This window comes from Kitasatospora sp. NPDC088134 (genome assembly GCF_044741705.1).
Lineage (GTDB): Bacteria > Actinomycetota > Actinomycetes > Streptomycetales > Streptomycetaceae > Kitasatospora.
In genome coordinates this window covers 33,252-53,128 of sequence record NZ_JBIUTD010000034.1, presented here as the reverse complement: position 1 = coordinate 53,128, position 19,877 = coordinate 33,252, and the positions used below count along the sequence as shown (strand labels likewise).

Below are 19,877 nucleotides of genomic sequence, written 5' to 3'. Positions count from 1 at the left end.
AGGACGCCCGAACACGCCCACGCCGCCCGCCCGGAGGCCACCGCCATGACCCGCACCGCCGCGCAGCCGAACCTCCCCGGACCCGGAACCGCGCCCGGAACCCCCGCCCCCGGCCCGGCCGACGAGCCCGCGGCCGCCGAGCGCGCCGCCCTGGACCGGGCGCTCGCCCGGCTGCCCCGGGTGGTCGACCTGCTCGCCGCCCGCGCCGCCGAGCACGACCGCGACGGCACCTTCCCCTACCAGGGCGTCGAGACCGTCCACGAGGCCGGACTGCTCACCCTGACCGTCGGCCGCCGCTACGGCGGCCCCGGCGCCGGACTCGCCGACACCGTCCGGGTGCTGGCCCGGCTCGGCCGCGGCGACGCCTCGGTCGCGCTGCTCACCGCGCACACCCTGCTGCACCACGCCGAACAGGCCCGCGCCGCCCGCTGGCCCGCCGCGCTCTACCGGCGGCTGCTCACCGAGTCCCGCCGCGGCCCCGCCCTGGTCGGCACCCTGCCCGCTCCCGCCGGCGGCCCGCCCGCCGTCACCGCCCGCTGGCACGACGGCGCCTGGCTGCTCGACGGCCGCGCCGCGCACTGTCCCGGCGCCGAGGCCCTCGCCTGGCTCGCCGTCGAGGCCCGCACCACCGAGGCCCGGCCCCGCACCGGCCTGTTCCTGGTCCGCGCCGACAGCGCCGGACTGGAGATCGACCCGGCCGCCGACCAGCTCGGCCTGCGCGCCGCCGCCGGCCACGACGTGCTGCTCACCGCCGCCCGGGTCGGCGCCGACGCCGCCGTGCTGCCCCGCGTCCCCGGCACCCCGGACCGGGCCGAGCCGGACGGCCGCACCGCCGAGGCCTGGCGCCAACTCGCCCTCGCCGCCGTGCTGCTGGGCATCGCCCGGGCCGCCCTGGACTGGTCCGCCGGGCAGCTGCGCGGCACTACCGCGCACCGCCGCCCGCTCGGCGAGCTGGACGCCGCGCTCACCGGCGCCGAGGAGCTCGTCCACGGCCTGGCCGTCCGCACCGACGCCGACCCGGCCGCCGCCGACCGGGCGCCCGCCGTGCAACTGCTGGCTGCCCGCACCGCGAGCGACACCGTGCAGCGCGCCCTCGCCCTCACCGGCAGCGCCGGCCTGGACCGCCGCCACCCGCTGGAGCGCCACCTGCGCGACGCCCTGGCCCTGCGCACCCGGCTCCCCGCCGAGGACACCGTGCTGGACGCCCTCGGCGCGGCCCTGCTGGGCGGCTGACCCCCCGTCAGCCCGCCCGGCCGGACCGCGCCGTCGTACGCGTACCTACCCCCCGCGCCGTGCGCCCGCTCAGCGCGTCCCGACCGCCGCGCGGACCGCGCGCCGGGCCAGCGCCGCGTCGTCGTACAGCCGGCGGATCATGATCCGCTGCTCCTCGCCGGCACCCGGGACGTCGTGCAGCCGCAGCTCGCGCATCAGCACCAGCACCAGGTTCACCAGGAACGCGTCCCGGGCCAGCGTGCCGCCGGACTGGGCGAGTTGGCTGATCTGGCGGCGGGCCGCGGTGTCGCCCGACAGCACGCTCCAGAGCACCGCCAGGTCGTAGCCCGGCAGGTACCAGCCGGCCTGCTCCCAGTCCAGCAGGACCGGGCCGGACGGGGCCAGCAGGATGTTGCCGAGCAGCGCGTCGCCGTGGTTCAGCTGCCAGGACGTCGAGGACAGGCCGTGCAGCAGGCCGCGCAGGTCGCCCGCGTCCCGGTCGGTCAGCAGGCCCAGCGAGTGGAACCGGGCGATCTCGGTCTGGTAGTCCATCGGCTTGCCGAACACGTCCGTCGGCGGCCGCCACAGGTTCAGCGTGCGCACCGCGCCGAGCAGCGCGCGCACCTCGCCCGGCGTCGGCGCGTTCACCGGGTGCCGCTCGCGGGCCGCCGGCCGGCCCGGCACCCGCTCCAGCACCAGCACGCAGCGGTCGTGGTCGGCCGCCACCAGCCGGGGCAGCCGCACCGGCGGACGGTGCCGCACGAACGCCCGGTACACCGCCACCTCGTGGTGGAAGCGCTCCACCAGCTGCTCCGCCCGCTCGCTCCGCAGCGCCGCCGGGGCCAGGCACTTCGCCACCACCGGCGCCCGGCCGATGGTGCCGGCGATCAGGATGTGCCGGCTGCCCTCCCGCAGCACCTGGCGGGGGAGGAAGGCGGGACATATCCGCGCCACGTTGGCGAGCACCGCCCGGACCGCCGGGGTCTGCAGGGCCGCCGGGTCCACCCGGTCCACGAACGCCTCCGGGGCGCGGACGGTGCCGGGCCGCAGCCGGCCGCCCTGCTCCGGCATCGGACGGGTCACCAGGGTGGTGCGTCCGCGCGGGTCGCGCAGTTCCGCGGCGCGCGGGGCGGGACGGCCCGCGCCGGCGGTCGGCGGGCGCATACCGGGGCGCGACTGGCGCGCGGGCGCGCCGTCCACTCCGATCGGGGCCGACGGGCGGGTGCCTGAGCTGGCTGTGGAGTACATGAGCGGGTGAGGGTCCTTCCTGGCCGGCGGCAAAGCATCTGCGGGGCCCGGATTCGACTAGGGGGTTCGGGCCGCCGGGTGGAGTGCGGGCGCCGGGTAGGGAAGCCGACCCGCCGGAGGCGTCCGCACCCTGGGGAAGTGCGTCCGCTCCGCTGCCGCGCCCTGCCCGGCGCCCCCGCGCCACCCGTCCGCGCCACCCCCCGGACCGGTGGGCCCGGACGGGCTCCTGACGGGCCGTCGATCGAGGTCGGGGCCGGTCGGGGGCCGTCCCGGACCGAGGTCGGGGTGGCGCATACCTACCTGACACCCGACCGGCACTGGCACACCACATAGCGCGCCCTGGCGAACCCTGGCGAATGGTCGCTTGGCATGTGACAGAACGGCTAGGGTCGATCGCAGCCGAGGAACCTGGGGGCTTCAGGTGAGCAAGGGGCCGAACAGCAGGCTGGCCGACCACTTCGCCCTGACCGGATGGTCCAAGGGCGAGCTGGCCCGGCTGGTCAACCGGCGGGGTGCGGCACTGGGCGAGCAGCAGCTGTCCACCGACACCTCCCGGGTCCGGCGCTGGATCGAGCACGGCGAGATCCCGCGCGACCCGGTGCCGAGGGTGCTGGCGGCCGTGTTCACGGAGCGGCTCGGCCGTGTCGTCACCACCGAGGACCTCGGTCTCGAACGACACCGGCCCACCAGGTCCGGCAGCACGGCGGCACCGCCGAAGGACTCCTGGGAACCGGATCGGACGGCCGCGGTCCTGACCGAGTTCACGGGAATGGACCTCATGCTCAACAGACGCGGACTGGTCGGCGCCTCCGCCGCCCTCGCGGCCGGCGCGGTCATCGCCGACAACCTGCACGACTGGCTCACCGGCGGCGCGGTCGCCGCCGCGGCCGCCCGGCCCGCCCCCCGGACCCTCCCCCCGGCCGCCGCCCGCGGCGGCCCCCGCCCGCTGCTCGACGTCCACGAACCCGGCCCGGTCGGCAACGACGAGGTCACCGCGCTGGAGCACGCCGTCGACGTGTTCCGGGCCTGGGACGCCTCGCGCGGCGGCGGCCTGCAGCGCAAGGCCGTGGTCGGCCAGCTCAACGAGGTCGGCGGCCTGCTCACCCACGGACACCCGCCGCTGCTGGAGCGCCGGCTCTGGACGGTCGCCGCCAACCTCGCCGTGCTGGCCGGCTGGATGTCCCACGACGTCGGCCTGGAGTCCACCGCCCAGCGCTACTTCACCATCGCCGCGCAGTCCGCCCGGGAGGCCGGCGACCGCCCCCGGGCCGCCGAGGCGGTCTCCCGCGCCGCCCGGCAGATGCTCCACCTCGGCCGGGCCGACGACGCCCTCGAACTCATGCAGCTCGCCAACGCCGGGGCCGGCCCGGGCGACGGCGCCCAGCCCCGCACCCGCGCCATGCTGCGCACCGTCGAAGCCTGGGCGCTGGCCTCGCTCGGCCGCTCCGAGGCCACCCGCCGCGCCCTCGGCGAGGCCGAGGAGCTGTTCGTCCAGGACGCCGCCGAACCCGCCCCCAGCTGGATGCAGCTGTTCAACGAGGCCGAACTGCACGGCATGCAGGCGCTGGCCTACCGCACCCTGGCCGAGCACGACCCCGGCGCCGTCCCGCTCGCCCTCCGGCACGCCGAGCGCGCCGTCCTGCTGCGCCAGCGCACCGGCCGGGAGCGCTCCGCGCTGCTCGACCGGATCACCCTGGCCTCGATCCACTGGCTGTCCGGCGAGCCCGAGGCGGGCCGGGCCCAGACCGAACTCGCGCTCCGCTCGATCAACGACACCTCCTCCAAGCGCACCTGGGACCGGCTGCGCGAGGCACACCGCCTCTCCGCCCGCCACCGCGCGCTGCCCGCCGTCGCCGAACTCCGCGAACAGGTGCACGCCGTCCTGCCCGCCCCCCGGGCGCGCCGGTCGGCCTGACCCCCGCCCGCGCGCCGGTCGGCCCGGCCGTCCGCGCCGAACAGGACACTCGTCACATTCCGGGAAGGGACCCGCGCAGGGGTCGTAATCGGTCGATCCGGTACGTACGGACCGGTGTTCGACGTGGTCACGACCCCCAAATACGTTGCCCTGTGTGCAGATCGGCCCCCCAAGCGGTAACCTTCGGTGATTCCGGCGCCCGGGCGCCTGAGCTGTGCCAACCGACCCCGGCGACGGAAATCCCGTTGCCACGACGACCGCCGCAACGGATGCTGACCTCATGTTCGAGCCAGTGATAGCGCCCAGCGCCAGCCTCCTCGGCCTCCTGCAGCGAGGCCGCGGGGACGGGCAGCTGCATGCGTTGGCCGCAGACCGTGACGAGGCGATCGCCGCCGTCGAGAGCTGCGTGACCAACGACCCCCGCGCCGACTGGCAGGTCGAGAACCGCTCCCTGTACTACGCGCGGCTCTACATGGAGCTGGAGGCCCCCCTCACCGGCCTCGAACTCCACCTCCACGCGGCCGAGGACCTCACCGACACCGACGAGGCCCGCACCGGCCTCGCCCTCGCCGTCCTCGGCCACCTCGCCGGCTACGGCCGCCGCGACGCCCTCGACCTGCTGCGCGCCTACACCGCCGCCGGGACGAACTGGGCCTGGGCCCTCGACGAGCTCGCCCTGCGCGACACCGACGAGGCCCTGCTCGCCCTCGCACCGGACGTGCTGAGACGCTTCCCCGCAGGCCCGGAGGGCGACGCCGAGCTGCGCGCCGCCGTCCGCGCCGCCTACGAACCCCGGGTCTGGCGGCTGTGGGCCGCCCACCACCCGCGGATCGCCGCCGCCGGCGAGCAGTCCCCGTTCGACCTGTGGCAGCGCCAGCTCAACCGCCCCGGCGTCACCCCCGGCTGGTCCACCGCCGACGTGCTCGCCTGGGCCGACCAGGGCGAGGGCACCGACCCGCAGTCGCTGGCCCGCCGGGCCGCCGCCGCGGCCCGCTGCCTCACCGCCGTGGTCCGCCCGGAGGACGCGCCGCTGCTGCACGAGGCCGCCGCGCACGGCCCGGCCGGCGCCCGCTGCGCCGCGCTCCGCCACCTGGTCGAGCAGCGCGACGCGGCCGCCGCCGCGCACATCGAGGCCGCCGCGGGCGACGTCGACCACCGCGTGGTCGGCACCGCCCTGGAACTGCTCGGCCGGATGCGAGGTCCCGAGGCGCTCGCGCACGCCCGCCGCTGGGCCGACCCGGCGACCGGCGGCGCGGACAGCGCCCTCGCCCAGGCCGCCGTCCGCCTCCTCGCGGACGCCGGCGAGCCGTGCGACGCCCCGCTGGTGGTCGCCGCACTGCACCAGTGGATCTCGCTCAACGGCGTGACGGGCACCGCCCTCGGCAGCCTGGTCGACGGCGTCGGCCGGCTCCGCGCGCACAGTGGCGTACCCGCGCTGCGGCACGTCTACGGCGAGGCCGTCTCCTCCGAGCTGCGCGGCCGCGCCGCCCAGGCGCTCGCCGTCACCGACCCCTACTTCGGCGAGGGCCCCGCGGTCGAGTGCCTGTGGGACTGCGAGGAGTCCACCCGCGAGCTCGCCGCCACGCACGTCACCACCACCGGCGACGCCCGCGTGCTGGACCGGCTGCGCCGACTGGCCGCCGATCCGGCCGAGGAGGCCGAGGTGCACGCCGCCGTTCGCGGCCGGTTGACGGCCCGGGAGCGGTAGTGTTCCCCGCATGCCGCAGCGATCGCATGTCCTCCGTCAACTCCTGGTCCCCGTAGCCGCGCTGGGCCTGGCCCTGGGTGCGGCCGGCACCGCCGCCGCGCACGTCGAGGTGAACTCCTCCCGCGCGCAGGCGCTCGCGGTCGACGCCGAGGTCGGCTTCTCCGCCGAGGGCGAGTCCTCCACCGCCGGGATCACCGACGTCAAGGTCACCCTGCCCACCGGCCTGGTCCCCGGCGACATCACGCTGGTCAAGGCCCCCGACGGCTGGAAGCTCACCGCCACCGCGGACGGCTACACCGTCGCCGGGCCCGCGCTGGCGCCCGGCACGGCCGCCGAGTACACCGTGAAGGTCCGTCAGCTCCCGGCCGCCGCCACGGTGGTGTTCAAGACGCTGGTCGACTACTCCGACGGCCACACCGACCGGTGGATCGAACTCCCGCAGGGCGACAGCAAGCCCGAGCACCCGGCCCCGGTCCTCGCCCTCCGCCCCGCCGCGCCCGGCGCCACCCCGCTGCCCGCCACCGCGGTGCCCGCCCCCAAGCCGTCGGCCTCCGCCACGCCTTCTGCCGCGGTCTCCGCCGTGGCCTCCGCCCCCGAGAACCCGTCGGCGACGATCACGCTCCGGGTCGGCTCGTCGCCGAGCGCCGCCGCCGACGCGGACGGCAAGAAGGACGACGGCGGGAACACCACCGCGATCGTGCTCGGCAGCCTGGCCGGCGTCGCGGTGCTGGCCGCCCTGGTCGTGCTGGCGCTGCGTCGCAGGTCTGCGGGCGGCGGCCAGTAGCTGTCGCAGGCGGCTGCCAGGATGTCGCGCATGAGCATCGTCGGCAGCTACCTCCGCCTCTCCCCGGCGGAGTTCGCCCGGGCCCTCGAAGAGCCCGGGCGGGCACGGGAGTTCAAGCAGGAGCAGGCCGCGCTGGAACACCGGCGCGGCCCCTCCGAACTGCGCTTCCACGACACGGAGAAGGCCTGGGCCGGGCTGGCCCACCTGCTCGCCCGGCGCGGACTGCCCACCTGTGTGATCGACGGCGAGGACGAGCTCCCCGGCGACGAGGACTGGGGCTACGGCCCGCCCCGCCTGCTGGCCCCCGACCGACTGGCCGCCGCGCTGGGCGAGTTGGGCGAGCTGCCGTTCGACGCGCTGGCGGACGGCGTCACGCCCGCCGAACTGGCGGCCGCCGAGGTCTACCCCGCGCGGATGTGGGACGACCCGTTCGCCCTGGAGTACCTCGCCGCGCACTGGACGGACCTGCGGCGCTACCTGGACCGGGCCGCCCGCTACCGGCACGGCCTGCTGATCTGGTACTCCTGACGCCCGGCGCTCCTCCTGACGCCTGGTCAGGCCACGCAGAACTCGTTGCCCTCGGGGTCGCGCAGCACCCACCAGTGACCCACCGGACCCTGGTCGTGCTCCTCGACCCGGGTGGCGCCGAGGGCTTCCAGCCGCGCCACGGTCTCCTGGAGCCGCCCGTCGGAGTGGACGTCGATGTGCAGCCGGTTCTTGCCGGCCTTCGGCTCGGGGACGTCCTGGAACAGGATGCGGCGGCCCTTGCCGACGCCGCTCTGCTCGTCGTACGGGTCCTCGGGGTGGCGGACGGCCGAGTAGCCGCGGAACAGCTTGCGGCCGCCGCGCTCGACCACGGCGGCTCCGGGCAGCCGGCCCGCCGCGAGCAGCGTGTCGATCAGCGCGGTCGGGTCCTCGACCTCGTACTCGAGGGCCGCGGCCCAGAACTCGGCGAGGGCGGGGGCGTCGGCGCTGTCCACGACCAGTTTCCAGGTGAGAGTCATGCCGATGATCCAAGCAAAGATCGGATCGATCGTCAGGCGGATTCCGGCGGCCCGGCGTTCCGGCCCGGTCGGCCCGGTCGGCCCGGTCGGCCCGGTCGGCCCGGTCGGGTCGGTCGGGTCGGGAACGGCGGAGGGGCGGGCGCGCCGGGGTGTCCCGGTGCGCCCGCCCCTCCGGGGACTGCGGCGGCTCAGTGCACGGCGCCCGCGTCCGGGGCGAGGACGCCCGCGCCGACCAGGGCGATGATGGCGATGCCGAGCAGCACGCGGTAGATCACGAACGGCATGAAGCTGTGGTGCGAGATGTACTTCAGGAACCAGGCGATCGCCGCGTAGCCGACCACGAAGGCGATCACGGTGGCCAGGATCGTCGGCCCCCAGGCCGGGGCCGGGCCCTCGCCGATCTTCAGCAGTTCGAGGCCGCCGGAGGCCAGCACCGCCGGGATGGCCAGCAGGAAGGAGTACCGGGCGGCGGCCTCCCGGCTGTAGCCCAGGAACAGGCCGGCGCTGATGGTGCCGCCGGAGCGGGAGACGCCCGGGATCAGCGCGAGCGACTGGGCGGCGCCGTAGATCAGGGCGTGCGGGAAGGTCAGCGAGTCGATCTGGCGGGCGTTGCGGACCGCCCGCGAGCGGTCGGCGACGGCGAGGACCAGGCCGAACAGGATCAGCGTGGTGCCGATCAGCCGCAGGTCGCGCAGGTCGGTCTCGATGGTGTCCTGGAACAGCTTGCCGAGGATGCCGATCGGCAGGGTGCCGACGATCACGTACCAGCCGAGCTTGGCGTTCGGGTCGCTGCGCCACTCCTTGCGGAACAGCGCGAGCGTCCAGGCCTTGATGATCGCGCCGATGTCGCGCCGGAAGTAGATCAGCACGGCGGACTCGGTGCCCAGCTGGGTGACGGCGGTGAAGGCCGCGCCCGGGTCGTCCCAGCCGGCCAGCGCGGAGAAGACCCGCAGGTGGGCGCTGGAGGAGACCGGCAGGAACTCGGTCAGTCCCTGCACCAGGCCGAGCACGGCCCCGCTGAACCAGTTGATCACCGGACACCCGCCGCGGTGGTCACTCGGTCGATCGGCATGGGGTGTCCTGTTCGTTCGTGGGGTGGCCCGGCGAGGCGGGGAGGCTGTCCGGATGTGTGCCAGATGATAGAGGCTCCAGGTGTCTCTGATCCTACAAACGGTCAGTGCGGACCAATCGGGCGGATCGTGACAATCGTTCCGGCGGCCCCGGAGTGCAGTGCCAACCCCTTTGCGCGGCCCCGTTGTTCGCTGCCGTACCGTCTTCTCCGGGGGTGGGCGGGAGTGCGCCACCACGGGAACGGGGGCGGAAATGGTCTGGACAACTCGGCGGTCGACGGTGCTGCTCGGCCTGGCCGCGCTGCTGCTCACCGGCTGCACCTCGGGCGGCGGCCCGCACCCGGCGCTCGCCGTCGACGGCGCGGACGAACTCGCCGACCGGCCGGTCCACCTCCGGGTCACCGGCCTGCCGTCCGGCGGCCGGGTCACCCTCACCGCGGACGCCGCGGACCTCCGCGGGCGCGGCTGGCAGTCCACCGCGACCTTCCGGGCCGACGGCCACGGCACGGTGGACGTCGACCGGACGGCGCCGGAGAGCGGCGGCTCCTACCCCCAGGCCGACGGCATGGGCCTGTTCTGGTCGATGCTGCCCACCAACAGCGGCGGTGCCACCCTCTACGTCCCGCCCCGTCCGGCCAGCGCGGCCAGTTGGAACGGCACGGTGGGCCCGGCGGACGCTGCGGGTTCGGCGAGCCCCGCCGGTTCGACCGGTGCGGCGGGTACGGCGGGCCCGGACGGCTTCCCGGTGCGGATCACCGCGACCGTGGACGGCCGGATCGTCGCCGAGCGGACCGTCACCCGCCGGTGGACCGCCGACGGCGTCACCGCCACCCGGCTCACCCCGGGCGCCGACCGCCTGGCCGGCACCCTCTACCTGCCGTCCGCCGGGACGCCCGCCGGGCGGCCCGTCCTGCTGGTCGGCGGCTCCGAGGGCGGCGACAACCCGACCACGGCCGCCGTGCTCGCCTCGCACGGCCACCCCGCGCTCTCGCTCGGCTACTTCGGCCTCCCCGGCCTGCCCGCCACCCTGCGGGACATCCCGGTCGAGTACGCCGCCGACGCGGCCCGACTGCTCGCCGCCCGCACGGGCACCACGGCGACCGGCATCGACGTGATCGGCTACTCGCGCGGCAGCGAACTCGCCCTGCTGCTCGCCGAACAGCAACCCGACCTGGTCCGCCGGGTGGTGGTGTACTCCCCGTCCGACCGGGTCAACGGGGGTCTTCCGGACGGGGCGGCCTGGACCGAGCACGGCGCGCCCGTCCCGGCCGGGCCGATCGCACTGGACCGGATACCGGCCGCCGTCCTGGCCGTCGCGGGCGAGGCCGACACCCTCTGGCCGTCCCCCGCCTGGGCCCGGCGGATCGGCGAACCGGTGGCGAACGGGGCGCAGCGGCAGGCGCTGCTCTACCCCGGCGCGGGCCACGCGGTGGGCATCCTCCCCTACCTGCCGGCCGGCGCCACCGATCCGCACCCCGGCGGCGAGGTGCTGCACCTCGGCGGCATGCCCGCCGGCAACGAGGCGGCCCGCCTGGACGGCTGGCCGAAGGTGCTGGCCTTCCTGGACGCCTGACCGGCCGTCAGCCCTGTTGCCGGTCCCGTTGCCGGTCCTGTTGCCGGTCCCGATCGGTCCGGGGCCGGTCGACGCGGGGCCGGTCGGCGCGGGTCAGCTCGTACACCACGTCGCCGAGCTCGCTGCCCGGGATCGGGTCCGGCCAGTCCGCGAAGAAGGTCCGGACGTGGCGCAGGCCGATCCGCTCCAGCACCCGGCGCGAGGCCGTGTTGACCGTCATCGTGGTGGCCACCACCCGTTCGGCGCGCCGCCCGGCGTACCGCTCGGTGAACGCGGCGGCCAGCAGCGCGGCGGCCGCCTCGGTGGCGTAGCCCCGGCCCCAGGTGGAGGGCAGCAGCCGGTAGCCGAGCTCCAGGCCGCCGTTCGGGCCGTGCTCCAGCCCCACCGAGTCGGCCGGTCGCAGGGCGGCCCAGCCGAGGAAGCGGCTGTCAGCCTCCACCGCCCAGCGGCCGAGCCCCTCCGGCAGTTCCGCGTACTCGCGCAGCACGGCCGGCAGCACCTCGGCCGCGACCCGTTCGGCGGGGACCGGGCGGCCGTCGTCCAGGTACCGCATGACCCGCGGGTCGCCGCAGAGCGCGGTGACGGCGGGGAGGTCGGCCGGGGTGAAGCGGCGCAGGACGAGACGGGCGGTGCGCAGGCGTGGGGCGGGTTCGGGGTGCGGGGTGGGCATGGGGCGAGCAGAACATGGCGTCCGGGGGTGCGGCAAACGCTTTCCCGTTGGGTGGCGGAACAAGCACGGAGAGCATTGTGTTGGCCTGCCTAGTGCACTCTGCTGTACCTTTCGAATCGTTCCGGCCCACCTGGGGAGACGCGTCATGATCGCTCTGCTGCTGGCCCTCGGCAGTTCACTGGCCTACGGCTGCGCCGACTTCCTCGGCGGCCTGGGGTCCCGCCGCGCGCACGTGCTGCGCACCGTCCTGATCGCCGCGCCCGCCAGCCTGGCCGTCGAACTGCTGATGTGGCCGCTGCTCGGCGCGCGCTTCGAGGCGGGCGCGGTCGCCTGGGGCGCGGCCTCGGGCGTCGCCTCCGCCGGGGCCTTCGCGCTGCTGTACCGGACGCTGGCGATCGGCCCGATGAACGTGCTGTCGCCGGTGACGGCCCTGGTCTCGGCCGTGCTGCCGGTCTCCGTCGGCCTGCTGCAGGGCGAACACCTGGGCGCCGCCGCCCTGGTGGGCCTCCCGCTGGCCCTGGTCGCCGTGGTCCTGGTCAGCGCGGGCTCGGCCGACGGAACGGCCCGGGTGACCCGCCCCGCCCTGCTGCTCGCCTTCGGCGCGGGCGCCGCGATCGCCGTCCAACTGGTCTGCCTGCACCAGGCCCCGACCGGCAGCGGCATCGCCCCGCTGATCGTCGGCCGGGCCGTCACCTCCGTCCTCACCCTGGCCGCCGCCGCCCTCCGCCGCCGCCACCTCGGCCCGGAGCGCCCCGCCTACGCGCTGGCGCTGGCCGCCGGGGTGCTGGACTCCGCCGCCAGCGTCCTCTTCCTGCTGGCCGCCCGGGGCGGCGACCTCGCCGTGGTCGCCGTGATCACCGCCCTCTACCCGGCGGGCACCGTCCTGCTGGCCCGCGCCGTCCTGGCCGAACGCATCCACCGCGGCCAGCTCGCCGGCCTCGGCGCGGCGGCTGTCGCGGTGAGCCTGCTCGCCCTGGCCTGAGCTGCCTTGTGCCCGTCGCCCGCCGCCCGGCGCCGTGAGCCCGCCCTGGTTCGATCCCGATCCCGATCCCGATCCCGAGCCCGCCCAGCCCCGGCCCGAGCCCGATGCCCGTCCGTTCCCGTACCGCCGGAGTCGCCCGATGACCGCCCTCCACCTGCACCCCGCCGTCGCCGCGGCCTTCCCCGCCACCCGGATCGCCGCCGTCACCGCCCGTGGCGTGCGCGGCACCGAACCCTGGCCCGCCGTGGCCGCGGCGCTCGCCGAGCTGGAGTCCCTTGCCGCAGCCGGAAGTTGGCGGCCCGCCGACGAGCACGATCCCCGGATCGCGGCCTGGCACGCCGCCTACCGGGCCTTCGGCACCAACCCGCGCCGGGTCCGGCCCTCGGTCGACGCGCTCGGACGGCGGCTGGCCAGGCAGGGCGCGCTGCCCCGGATCAATCCGGCCGTCGACTGCTACAACGCGGTGTCCGTCCGGCACGCCCTGCCCGCCGGGGCGTTCGACCTGGCGGCGGTGGATGGCGACCTGGTGATCCGATGCGCCGACGGGACCGAGGAGTTCACCCCGCTCGGCGAGCCGGGCACCGTCGAACGCCCGAAGCCCGGCGAGGTGGTCTACACCGACGGCACCGGCGTCCTCACCCGCCACTGGAACCACCGCGACGCCCACCGCACCCGGGTCACCGAACACGCCACGGACATCGTCCTGGTCCTGGAGACCCTGCACCCCGACCCGTCCCAGCCTGCCACGGCCGCCGCCGAATTGGTGGAACTCCTCACCCCCCACTGCGCCACGGTGACCGTCCACCACCTGGACCCGGAGCACCCCCGGACGGACCTCTGACCCACCGTCGGCCCGACCGACCGCCCCCGGCCCGCCGGGCTTCGACCGCTTCCCGCACCGCCTCGGCGACGACCTCCCGGACCGGGCCGTTCCCGAGCACGTCCTTCAAGCTCCCCTCCAGTTCCACCCGGTCGAGCCAGAGCGACACCACCGCCGTCGGCCCGGCCGGCACCCGCCCCCGGAAGGCGGCATCCAGCCCGTCCCGGAGCCCGGTCAGCTGCGTACCGCCGTGCAGCGGCCGCTCGTTGGCGTACGACAGCACCCGCCCCTCGCCCGGGACGGACCAGGTGAGCGCCAGCTCCATCCGCCCCGCCGGCCGTTCGTCCGCGCGGGAGACCAGGAGGGTGTCGGCGGGATCGCCGCCGAGGTGGGCGACGTAGTCGCGCAGGCCGCCGGGGGAGTGGAAGCGCTCGGAGCGTCCGCCCTCGGTCAGGGTGAGGTCCGCCGCCCGGTGCAGGAAGGCGAGTTCGCGGAAGCGCTCGGCCAGGGCGTCGAAGGAGAGCGCGGCGTCCGGTTCGAAGAGCTCGGGGTCGGGCCGGAAGGTGAGGGTGGTCGAGATCCGGTCGGCGGGGCCGGTGACCGTCGGGGCGAGGGACCGTTCTCCCCGCACGTACTCCCGGCGGACCGTCACCCCGTTTCGTCGCTCCACCACCGTCAGCCGTGCGCTCAGGGCGTTCACCACGCCCAGCAGCGGAGTGGACCAGATGCTCTGCGGGGGGCCGGCCGGCCAGGGGGTCTGCCGGGCTCGGCCCAACTCTCTAGCCAGGTCGACCGGGTAGCCCCCGTCGTGCTCGACCCGGACGCTCCCGTCGGGGCGCAGGGCGACTTCGACCCGGCGGGCCCGCCCCTCCATCACCTCGTAGCGGGCCGGGTCGACGGCCTCGTGGACCAGGTTGTGCAGGCCGCGTTCGCCGGTCGTGCCGATGAACATGCCGGGCCGGCCGCGGATCGCGTCGATCCCCAGGAGGTCCCGGGGGCCGTACGGTTCGGGCATCGGTCGGCACCTCCGGTCAGTGGGCGCACGGCAACTCGACTGTGCACTTCGGGTGTTCGGCTGGACAGGACTCCAGGGCGGACCGCGCGGCGATCATCGAGGCGTCGTTCGCGGTCACCGGCCGGCTTCTTCCAGGTGCCGTCGGACGGCTTCGGCGACAGCGGACCGGACGGGTTCGTTGGCCAGGAAGTCCTGTCGGCAGCCGTCGAATTCGGCCCGGTCGAGTTTGACCGAGACGATCGCGGTCAGGCCCTCGTGCGGGGTGCAGGCACCGTCGAGCAGGCCCTCGACGTGGGTGCCGTGGCGGGTGGGGAAGGAGTTGACGAAGGAGCGGATGCGGCGGTCCGGCCCGTGGGTGCGGACGAACGCGACCTCCAGGGTGCCGCCCATCGCGGGGACGTCCTGCTCGAAGGCGTGGATGTTCTGGTCCTCGCCGTACAGGTGGACCAGGTAGTCGCGCAGGCCGCCGGGGGAGCGGAAGCGTTCGGAGTGTCCGCCCCCGGTCAGGGTGAGGTCCAATTCCCGGTTGAGGAAAGCAAGTTCACGCAGCCGCTCGGCCAGGGTGTCGAAGGAGAGCACGGCGCCCGGGAAGATCCCCGGGTCCGGCCGGAAGGTGAGCACCGCCCCGGTGGCCGGAGCGACCGGGGGCGCCGGGACGGAGCGGCCGAACTCGTAGGCCAGCGAGCGGAGTTCGCCGTCCTTCCGGTCCTGGACGGTGAGCCGGTCGGAGAGCGCATTGACGACGGCCAGTCCGAGGTCGAACCAGGAGACCACGCAGCGCCGGTCGTACGGCCACCAGCGCCCGGGGAGCCGCTCCAACTGGACGGCCAGCTCGGCGTCTTCGGGATCGGTCCAGCTGTCGCCGTCGTGCGCGACCCGGACGGCGCCGTCGGCCAGCAGCGTTACCTCCACGCTGCGGGCCCGGCCGGCCAGCACCTCGTTCACTGTCCGGTCAATCGCCGTCAGCACCAGGCCGTGCAGGCCGCGTTCCCCCGTGCTGCCGATGTACATCCCGGGCCGGCCGCGGACCGCGTCAAGCCCTTCCAACACCTTGATCTGCGAAGCGTCGTACGTGTGGTTCCCCTGGCTCACAGTTGTCCCCTCCGATGGAGTCCGGCAGTGCTGCCACCCTAGGGGAAATCCAAGAAAACACCAGGTCAGAGGCTATGCGGCGAGGTCGTGTACGGCCCGGCGCGAGGGGTCGCGGCGGGGGCCCGCCGCCCCACTCCGAGGGCGCCCCGGCGGGCGGGCGGGGTACCGCCGCAGGGCCGTCACGGGGCCTTCCCGGGCGCGCGCGGCGGCACGAATTCGAAGAATTTTCCAGGCCATGGCCGTGATTCCGTGAACGACCGGACAGGCCGGTGGGGACTTCTGGGCGCCCGTCGGGTTGAGATCGCCCACCGGGCGGCCGTGCGTTGCAACCGAGGTGATGTCCCGGTCGGGCGAAGTACACGACGAGCCTGGCGCCGTCGCCGCCGAAGGGCAGTTCCGCCGGGCTCCGGCCGTCGACATGGGGCCCCGTCAGCTGCAGCGGCTCTTCCGAGTACCACTGCTCGCCGACCCAGAACCAGCGCTCCAGGTGCGGGTGCGGGCCGGTCGGGTCCCGAAGCACGACCGCTCCTCGCAGGCCCGCAGGCGACGCAGCCAGGTGGACCTGGGCCAGTTCCGCCCAACTCACCCATGTCGGGCTGTGCGTATCCGGGTACGTTTCGAAGTCCGCCCGCACGGCCGCCGAGACGTCGACCGGCAGCCCGCGCCGCCCGGCGAGCGGCTCCCACCCGGATGCTTCCACGGCCGGATGACCAACTGCCTCGGGACCCTCCTCCCCGACTGGATCCGCCAGGCCGAGCAGGACGCTCCCGCGCCGATGCGCTCGTGCGCCGGCTTCCTCCGCCACGACCTCGCCGCCGGCCTCACCCTCGAATGGAGCTCCGGCAAGGTCGAAGGCAAGGTGAACCGGGGTAAAGCGCTCAAAAGGGCCATGTGCGGCCAGGCCTCGTTCCGACACCTTCGCATTCGGATCCTGACGCGGTTGTCACCAGGGCCCCGGCCGTGGTCGGCGTGGTCATCTATGGTCCGGGCCATGACCAACCCCGCAGCGTGGACCGACGACGAGATCATCGCCAAGGTCCGCGAGTTCGCCGAGGCCAACGAGCTTCCTCCGCCTGTTCCGGTCGAGGCCGCTGTCGGCCACCCCCTGCCGCGGCTGCTGGTGCATCGACCTCAGCACACCGCAGGGCGACATGTGGGGTATCGACCCGAACGGGCTCTGCGACCGCCACTTCCTGTTCCTGGAGAAGTACACCCTGGCGGAGTGGCTGACCGACTGGCTGGAAGGGAACGACACCTTCCCCGACACCCCGATGCGTGACTGCTCCCACTGCTGACCGGCAGTCGAGTACACCCTGCGAAGGTCACGGACCTCCGGTCAGAGCCGGTCTCCGGGGCGGAAACGGCGGGCGGAGGCGGTGCTGCGACCGTCCGGAAGGTCAGCTGAAGGCCTCGACGCGGACGCCCGCGGTGGCCAGCGCTCCCCGTACCCGCCAGGCGAGTTGGGCGGCTCCGGGGGTGTCGCCGTGCACGCACAGCGAGCGGGCGGCGACCGCGACCGGCTCGCCGCCGAGCGCGGTGACGGTGCCGTCGCGGGCGATCCCGACGGCCCGGGCGATCACCGCCTCGGGGTCGTGCACGACCGCCCCGGGGTCGCGGCGCGGGACGAGGGTGCCGGCCCAGGTGTAGGCGCGGTCGGCGAACGCCTCGGCGACGACGGGGAGTCCGACGCCCTCGGCGACGGTGAGCAGCCGGGAGCCGGGCAGGCCGAGCAGCGGCAGCGGGCCGTCACAGACCGCCCCGGCCCGCAGGACGCCCGAAACCACCGCCTCCGCCTGCTCGTTGTCGTGCACGACCCGGTTGTAGAGGGCGCCGTGCGGCTTCACGTAGGAGACCCGGGAGCCGGCCGCGCGGGCGAACACCTGGAGCGCGCCGATCTGGTAGGCGATCTCGTCGGCCAACTCCTCCGACGGGACGTCCATCGCGCGGCGGCCGAAGCCGGCCAGGTCGCGGTAGGACACCTGGGCGCCGATCCGCACCCCGCGCTCGGCGGCCAGCGCGCAGACCCGGCGCATCGTGGAGGGGTCGCCGGCGTGGAAGCCGCAGGCGACGTTGGCGCTGGTGACCACCGACAGCAGGGCGTCGTCGTCGGTGAGGCTCCAGCGTCCGAAGCCCTCGCCGAGGTCCGCATTGAGATCGATCACCGCTTCGGCCACTGTGCCTCGTCCGCCCTTTCGCGCGCGGAGCGCCCCGGCCGCCCGGACACCCGGATGCCGCTCCTGGGGGTGATGGTAGGGCCTGATCGTTTCGCCGTGGGCGGTGCCCGGGGGCCGGGCGACAGGTTTTACCCGGGCGGGGGAGCGGGGCGGTCGGAGCGGCGGCCCGGGACGACCGGACCGTCCGGTCGGGACGGCCGGAGCGGTGGGCGGCCGGTCGTCAGGCGCGCGGCCAGGGCCGGCCCTGGAGCCGTTCGATGTCCCGGTTGAAGCGCTCCAGGACGGCGGCGAAACCGGCCAGGTCGGCGGCCGTCCAGCCGTCGACCACCCGGGACAGGCCCGCGATCGACCAGTCGCGGTCGGCGTGCAGGCGGCGCAGGCCCTCCGCGGTGATCCGCAGCTTGCGGGCCACCCCGCCGTCCGGGTCGGGGATGCGGTCGACCAGCCCGGCGCGCAGCATCGCCGCAGTCTGCCGGTTGACGGTGGAGGTGTCCAGCCCGAACGCCTCGGCGAGCTGCCCGATGGTCAGCGGGCCCTCGGTCTCGATCCGGCTGAGCAGCGTGTAGGCGCTGCGCTCCAGGCTGTCGGGGCTGCCGGAGGTGCGGGCGGAGGCGAGGACCTGGTGGCGGCCGAGCAGCATGATCTCCCGCTCGATCAGGGCGAGTTCCCGGTCGCGCCGCATGCGTTCCGCCTCCTCCGTCCACCGCGTCGTTTTTCGGCAGCATATCGCGCCGGAGCATCATGTGTATGGTACACATTATGTGCATCATGCACATGGAGTCGGCGGCTCGGAGCCGCCCCGCGATGCGCGACCGGAGAAGACCGGAGAGACCGGATCGCTCCGGAGAGATCCGGAGCGACCGGAGCGACCGGAGCGATCCGGAGCGACCAGAAGAGATGAGAAGAACCCCCATGAGTCAGGCACGTACCGGTCCCGTCGTCGGAGTGCTCGCCGGCGCGGGCATCGTGGTCTCGCTGATGCAGACCCTGGTCGTCCCGCTGATCCCCGACCTGCCGAACCTGCTGCACACCAGCGCCGCCAACGCCTCCTGGGCGATCACCGCGACCCTGCTGGCCGGCGCGGTCGCCACCCCCGTGCTCGGCCGGCTCGGCGACATGTACGGCAAGCGCCGCGTCCTGCTGGTCAGCCTCGCCCTGCTGGTCGTCGGCTCGGTGGTCTGCGGCCTCGCCGACTCGCTCGCCCCGATGGTGGTCGGCCGCGCCCTGCAGGGCGTCGGCGCGGGCGTCATCCCGCTCGGCATCAGCATCATGCGCGACGAACTGCCCCCGCAGAAGCTCGGCTCCTCGATGGCGCTGATGAGCTCCTCGCTCGGCATCGGCGGCGCGTTCGGCCTCCCGCTGTCCGCCGTCATCGCCCAGCGCGCCAGCTGGCACGCCCTGTTCTGGATCTCCGCCGCGCTCGGCGTCCTGGTCGCCGTCGCCGTCCTGCTCCTGGTCCCGGAGTCCCCGGTGCGCTCCGGCGGCCGCTTCGACCTGGTCGGCGCGGTCGGTCTGACGATCGGACTGGTCGCCCTGCTGCTCGCCATCTCCAAGGGCAGCGACTGGGGTTGGGGTTCCGGCAGCACCCTCGGCATGCTCGCCGCCGCCGTCGTGGTGCTCCCGGTCTGGGGCTGGTGGGAGCTGCGCACCGGGCAGCCGCTGGTCGACCTGCGCACCAGCGTCCGCCGCCAGGTGCTGATGACCAACCTGGCCTCCGTGGTGATCGGCTTCGCCATGTACGCCATGAGCCTGGTCTCCCCGCAACTGCTCCAACTGCCCACCGCCACCGGCTACGGCCTGGGCCGGTCGATGGTCGAGGCGGGCCTGTGGATGGCCCCCGCCGGCCTGGTGATGATGCTGCTCTCCCCGATCTCCGCCAAGCTGTCCCGGGCCAAGGGCCCCAAGGTCTCGCTGCTGGTCGGCGCCGTGGTCATCACCGCCGGCCACCTCTCCGCCCTCGCCCTGATGGACCACCCCTGGGGCGTCCTGGTGTTCTCCTGCCTGATCAGCGGCGGCATCGCGTTCGCCTACGCGGCCATGCCCGCACTGATCATGGGCGCCGTCCCGGTCTCCGAGACCGCCGCCGCCAACGGCCTCAACACGCTGATGCGCTCCATCGGCACCTCCAGCTCCTCCGCCGTCATCGGCGTGGTGCTGGCCCACCTGACCACCGACTTCCACGGCCACGCGCTGCCGTCGGAAAGCGGTTTCCGCACCGCCTTCCTGATCGGCGCGGGCGCGGCGGTGGCCGCCGCCCTGATCACCCTCGCCATCCCGGGCGTCCGCCGGGCGGCGGGCGCCAGCGCGAACGCGAGTACGGGCACGGGCACGGGTACCGGTGGCGGGAACGTCGGCGGCCTCCGCAGCGTGCCGGGCGGCGCCCCGCAGGACGCGGCGCCGCAGGCCGCGACCGAGGGCACGGCCGCGAAATAGCCGCCTGCGCCCGGGGCGTCCGACCCAGGGGCGCCCACCCCGAACCGGCAGCCCCGAACCGGCAGCCCCGAACCGGCCGCCGCCGAAGCGTCCTGACGGGCCGTCCGCACCCCACCCGGTGCGGGCGGCCCGTCGCCCCGACGCACCGTCCCGACGTACCGCCCCGACGCGTGACCT

At 75.2% G+C, this 19,877-nt stretch carries 18 protein-coding genes; 10 read left to right on the top strand and 8 right to left on the bottom strand.

The window, feature by feature from the left end; all coding sequences use genetic code 11:
- Positions 1 to 45: 45 nt before the first annotated feature.
- Positions 46 to 1,233 (top strand): acyl-CoA dehydrogenase family protein, encoded by a 1,188-nt coding sequence (locus tag ACIOHG_RS34030; RefSeq protein ID WP_400956451.1) that lies wholly within the window; start codon positions 46 to 48, stop codon positions 1,231 to 1,233.
- A 69-nt stretch (positions 1,234 to 1,302) separates the two neighbouring features.
- Here ACIOHG_RS34030 and ACIOHG_RS34025 read toward each other — a convergent pair whose 3' ends face one another.
- Positions 1,303 to 2,460, bottom strand: a complete 1,158-nt coding sequence (locus ACIOHG_RS34025) for an aminoglycoside phosphotransferase family protein (RefSeq protein WP_400956448.1) — start codon at positions 2,458 to 2,460, stop codon at positions 1,303 to 1,305.
- Positions 2,461 to 2,881: 421 nt separating this feature from the next.
- Between ACIOHG_RS34025 and ACIOHG_RS34020 the strand changes: the two genes are divergently transcribed.
- The 4 genes from ACIOHG_RS34020 (at position 2,882) to ACIOHG_RS34005 (ending at position 7,395) form a co-directional block, all read left to right on the top strand.
- Positions 2,882 to 4,375, top strand: coding sequence for a hypothetical protein (locus tag ACIOHG_RS34020; RefSeq protein ID WP_400956446.1), 1,494 nt, complete (start codon positions 2,882 to 2,884; stop codon positions 4,373 to 4,375).
- 280 nt (positions 4,376 to 4,655) lie between these two features.
- Complete coding sequence (locus ACIOHG_RS34015; RefSeq protein WP_400956443.1) at positions 4,656 to 6,083, top strand: HEAT repeat domain-containing protein; 1,428 nt, start codon at positions 4,656 to 4,658, stop codon at positions 6,081 to 6,083.
- A gap of 10 nt (positions 6,084 to 6,093) precedes the next feature.
- Positions 6,094 to 6,867, top strand: a complete 774-nt coding sequence (locus tag ACIOHG_RS34010; RefSeq protein ID WP_400956441.1) for a DUF1775 domain-containing protein — start codon at positions 6,094 to 6,096, stop codon at positions 6,865 to 6,867.
- A 30-nt stretch (positions 6,868 to 6,897) separates the two neighbouring features.
- Positions 6,898 to 7,395, top strand: a complete 498-nt coding sequence (locus ACIOHG_RS34005) for a YfbM family protein (RefSeq protein ID WP_400956438.1) — start codon at positions 6,898 to 6,900, stop codon at positions 7,393 to 7,395.
- 26 nt (positions 7,396 to 7,421) lie between these two features.
- On the opposite strand, the gene ACIOHG_RS34000 is transcribed toward ACIOHG_RS34005, so the two are convergent.
- Complete coding sequence (locus tag ACIOHG_RS34000) at positions 7,422 to 7,871, bottom strand: VOC family protein (RefSeq protein WP_400956436.1); 450 nt, start codon at positions 7,869 to 7,871, stop codon at positions 7,422 to 7,424.
- A 188-nt stretch (positions 7,872 to 8,059) separates the two neighbouring features.
- The gene (locus ACIOHG_RS33995) at positions 8,060 to 8,902 is read right to left on the bottom strand and encodes an undecaprenyl-diphosphate phosphatase (RefSeq protein ID WP_400956527.1); all 843 of its coding nucleotides are present in this window, start codon (positions 8,900 to 8,902) and stop codon (positions 8,060 to 8,062) included.
- Between the two features lie 292 nt (positions 8,903 to 9,194).
- Between ACIOHG_RS33995 and ACIOHG_RS33990 the strand changes: the two genes are divergently transcribed.
- Positions 9,195 to 10,514: an acyl-CoA thioesterase/bile acid-CoA:amino acid N-acyltransferase family protein gene (locus tag ACIOHG_RS33990; RefSeq protein ID WP_400956434.1), complete on the top strand. Its 1,320-nt coding sequence runs from the start codon at positions 9,195 to 9,197 to the stop codon at positions 10,512 to 10,514.
- 7 nt (positions 10,515 to 10,521) lie between these two features.
- Here the strand turns inward: ACIOHG_RS33990 and ACIOHG_RS33985 are convergent, their stop codons facing one another.
- On the bottom strand, positions 10,522 to 11,184 hold the full coding sequence (locus ACIOHG_RS33985; RefSeq protein ID WP_400956431.1) for a GNAT family N-acetyltransferase: 663 nt from the start codon (positions 11,182 to 11,184) through the stop codon (positions 10,522 to 10,524).
- Between the two features lie 145 nt (positions 11,185 to 11,329).
- Here ACIOHG_RS33985 and ACIOHG_RS33980 point away from each other — a divergent pair, with 145 nt between their 5' ends.
- Positions 11,330 to 12,166: an EamA family transporter gene (locus ACIOHG_RS33980; RefSeq protein WP_400956428.1), complete on the top strand. Its 837-nt coding sequence runs from the start codon at positions 11,330 to 11,332 to the stop codon at positions 12,164 to 12,166.
- Positions 12,167 to 12,305: 139 nt separating this feature from the next.
- On the top strand, positions 12,306 to 13,007 hold the full coding sequence (locus ACIOHG_RS33975) for a B3/4 domain-containing protein (protein WP_400956426.1): 702 nt from the start codon (positions 12,306 to 12,308) through the stop codon (positions 13,005 to 13,007).
- Here the strand turns inward: ACIOHG_RS33975 and ACIOHG_RS33970 are convergent.
- Both ACIOHG_RS33970 and ACIOHG_RS33965 read right to left on the bottom strand, forming a co-directional pair.
- The gene (locus ACIOHG_RS33970; RefSeq protein ID WP_400956423.1) at positions 12,940 to 14,001 is read right to left on the bottom strand and encodes a DNA gyrase subunit B; all 1,062 of its coding nucleotides are present in this window, start codon (positions 13,999 to 14,001) and stop codon (positions 12,940 to 12,942) included. The genes ACIOHG_RS33975 and ACIOHG_RS33970 overlap by 68 nt on opposite strands.
- Positions 14,002 to 14,115: 114 nt before the next feature.
- Entirely contained in the window at positions 14,116 to 15,093 is a 978-nt protein-coding gene (locus tag ACIOHG_RS33965; RefSeq protein ID WP_400956420.1) for a DNA gyrase subunit B, read from the bottom strand.
- Positions 15,094 to 16,244: 1,151 nt separating this feature from the next.
- Here ACIOHG_RS33965 and ACIOHG_RS33960 point away from each other — a divergent pair.
- The gene (locus ACIOHG_RS33960; RefSeq protein ID WP_400956417.1) at positions 16,245 to 16,388 is read left to right on the top strand and encodes a hypothetical protein; all 144 of its coding nucleotides are present in this window, start codon (positions 16,245 to 16,247) and stop codon (positions 16,386 to 16,388) included.
- Positions 16,389 to 16,490: 102 nt separating this feature from the next.
- Here the strand turns inward: ACIOHG_RS33960 and ACIOHG_RS33955 are convergent, their stop codons facing one another.
- Entirely contained in the window at positions 16,491 to 17,255 is a 765-nt protein-coding gene (locus ACIOHG_RS33955; RefSeq protein WP_400956415.1) for a LamB/YcsF family protein, read from the bottom strand.
- Positions 17,256 to 17,487: 232 nt separating this feature from the next.
- Positions 17,488 to 17,949, bottom strand: coding sequence for a MarR family winged helix-turn-helix transcriptional regulator (locus ACIOHG_RS33950; protein WP_400956412.1), 462 nt, complete (start codon positions 17,947 to 17,949; stop codon positions 17,488 to 17,490).
- A gap of 230 nt (positions 17,950 to 18,179) precedes the next feature.
- Here ACIOHG_RS33950 and ACIOHG_RS33945 point away from each other — a divergent pair, with 230 nt between their 5' ends.
- Positions 18,180 to 19,700: an MFS transporter gene (locus tag ACIOHG_RS33945; protein ID WP_400956409.1), complete on the top strand. Its 1,521-nt coding sequence runs from the start codon at positions 18,180 to 18,182 to the stop codon at positions 19,698 to 19,700.
- The last annotated feature ends 177 nt before the right edge of the window (positions 19,701 to 19,877 follow it).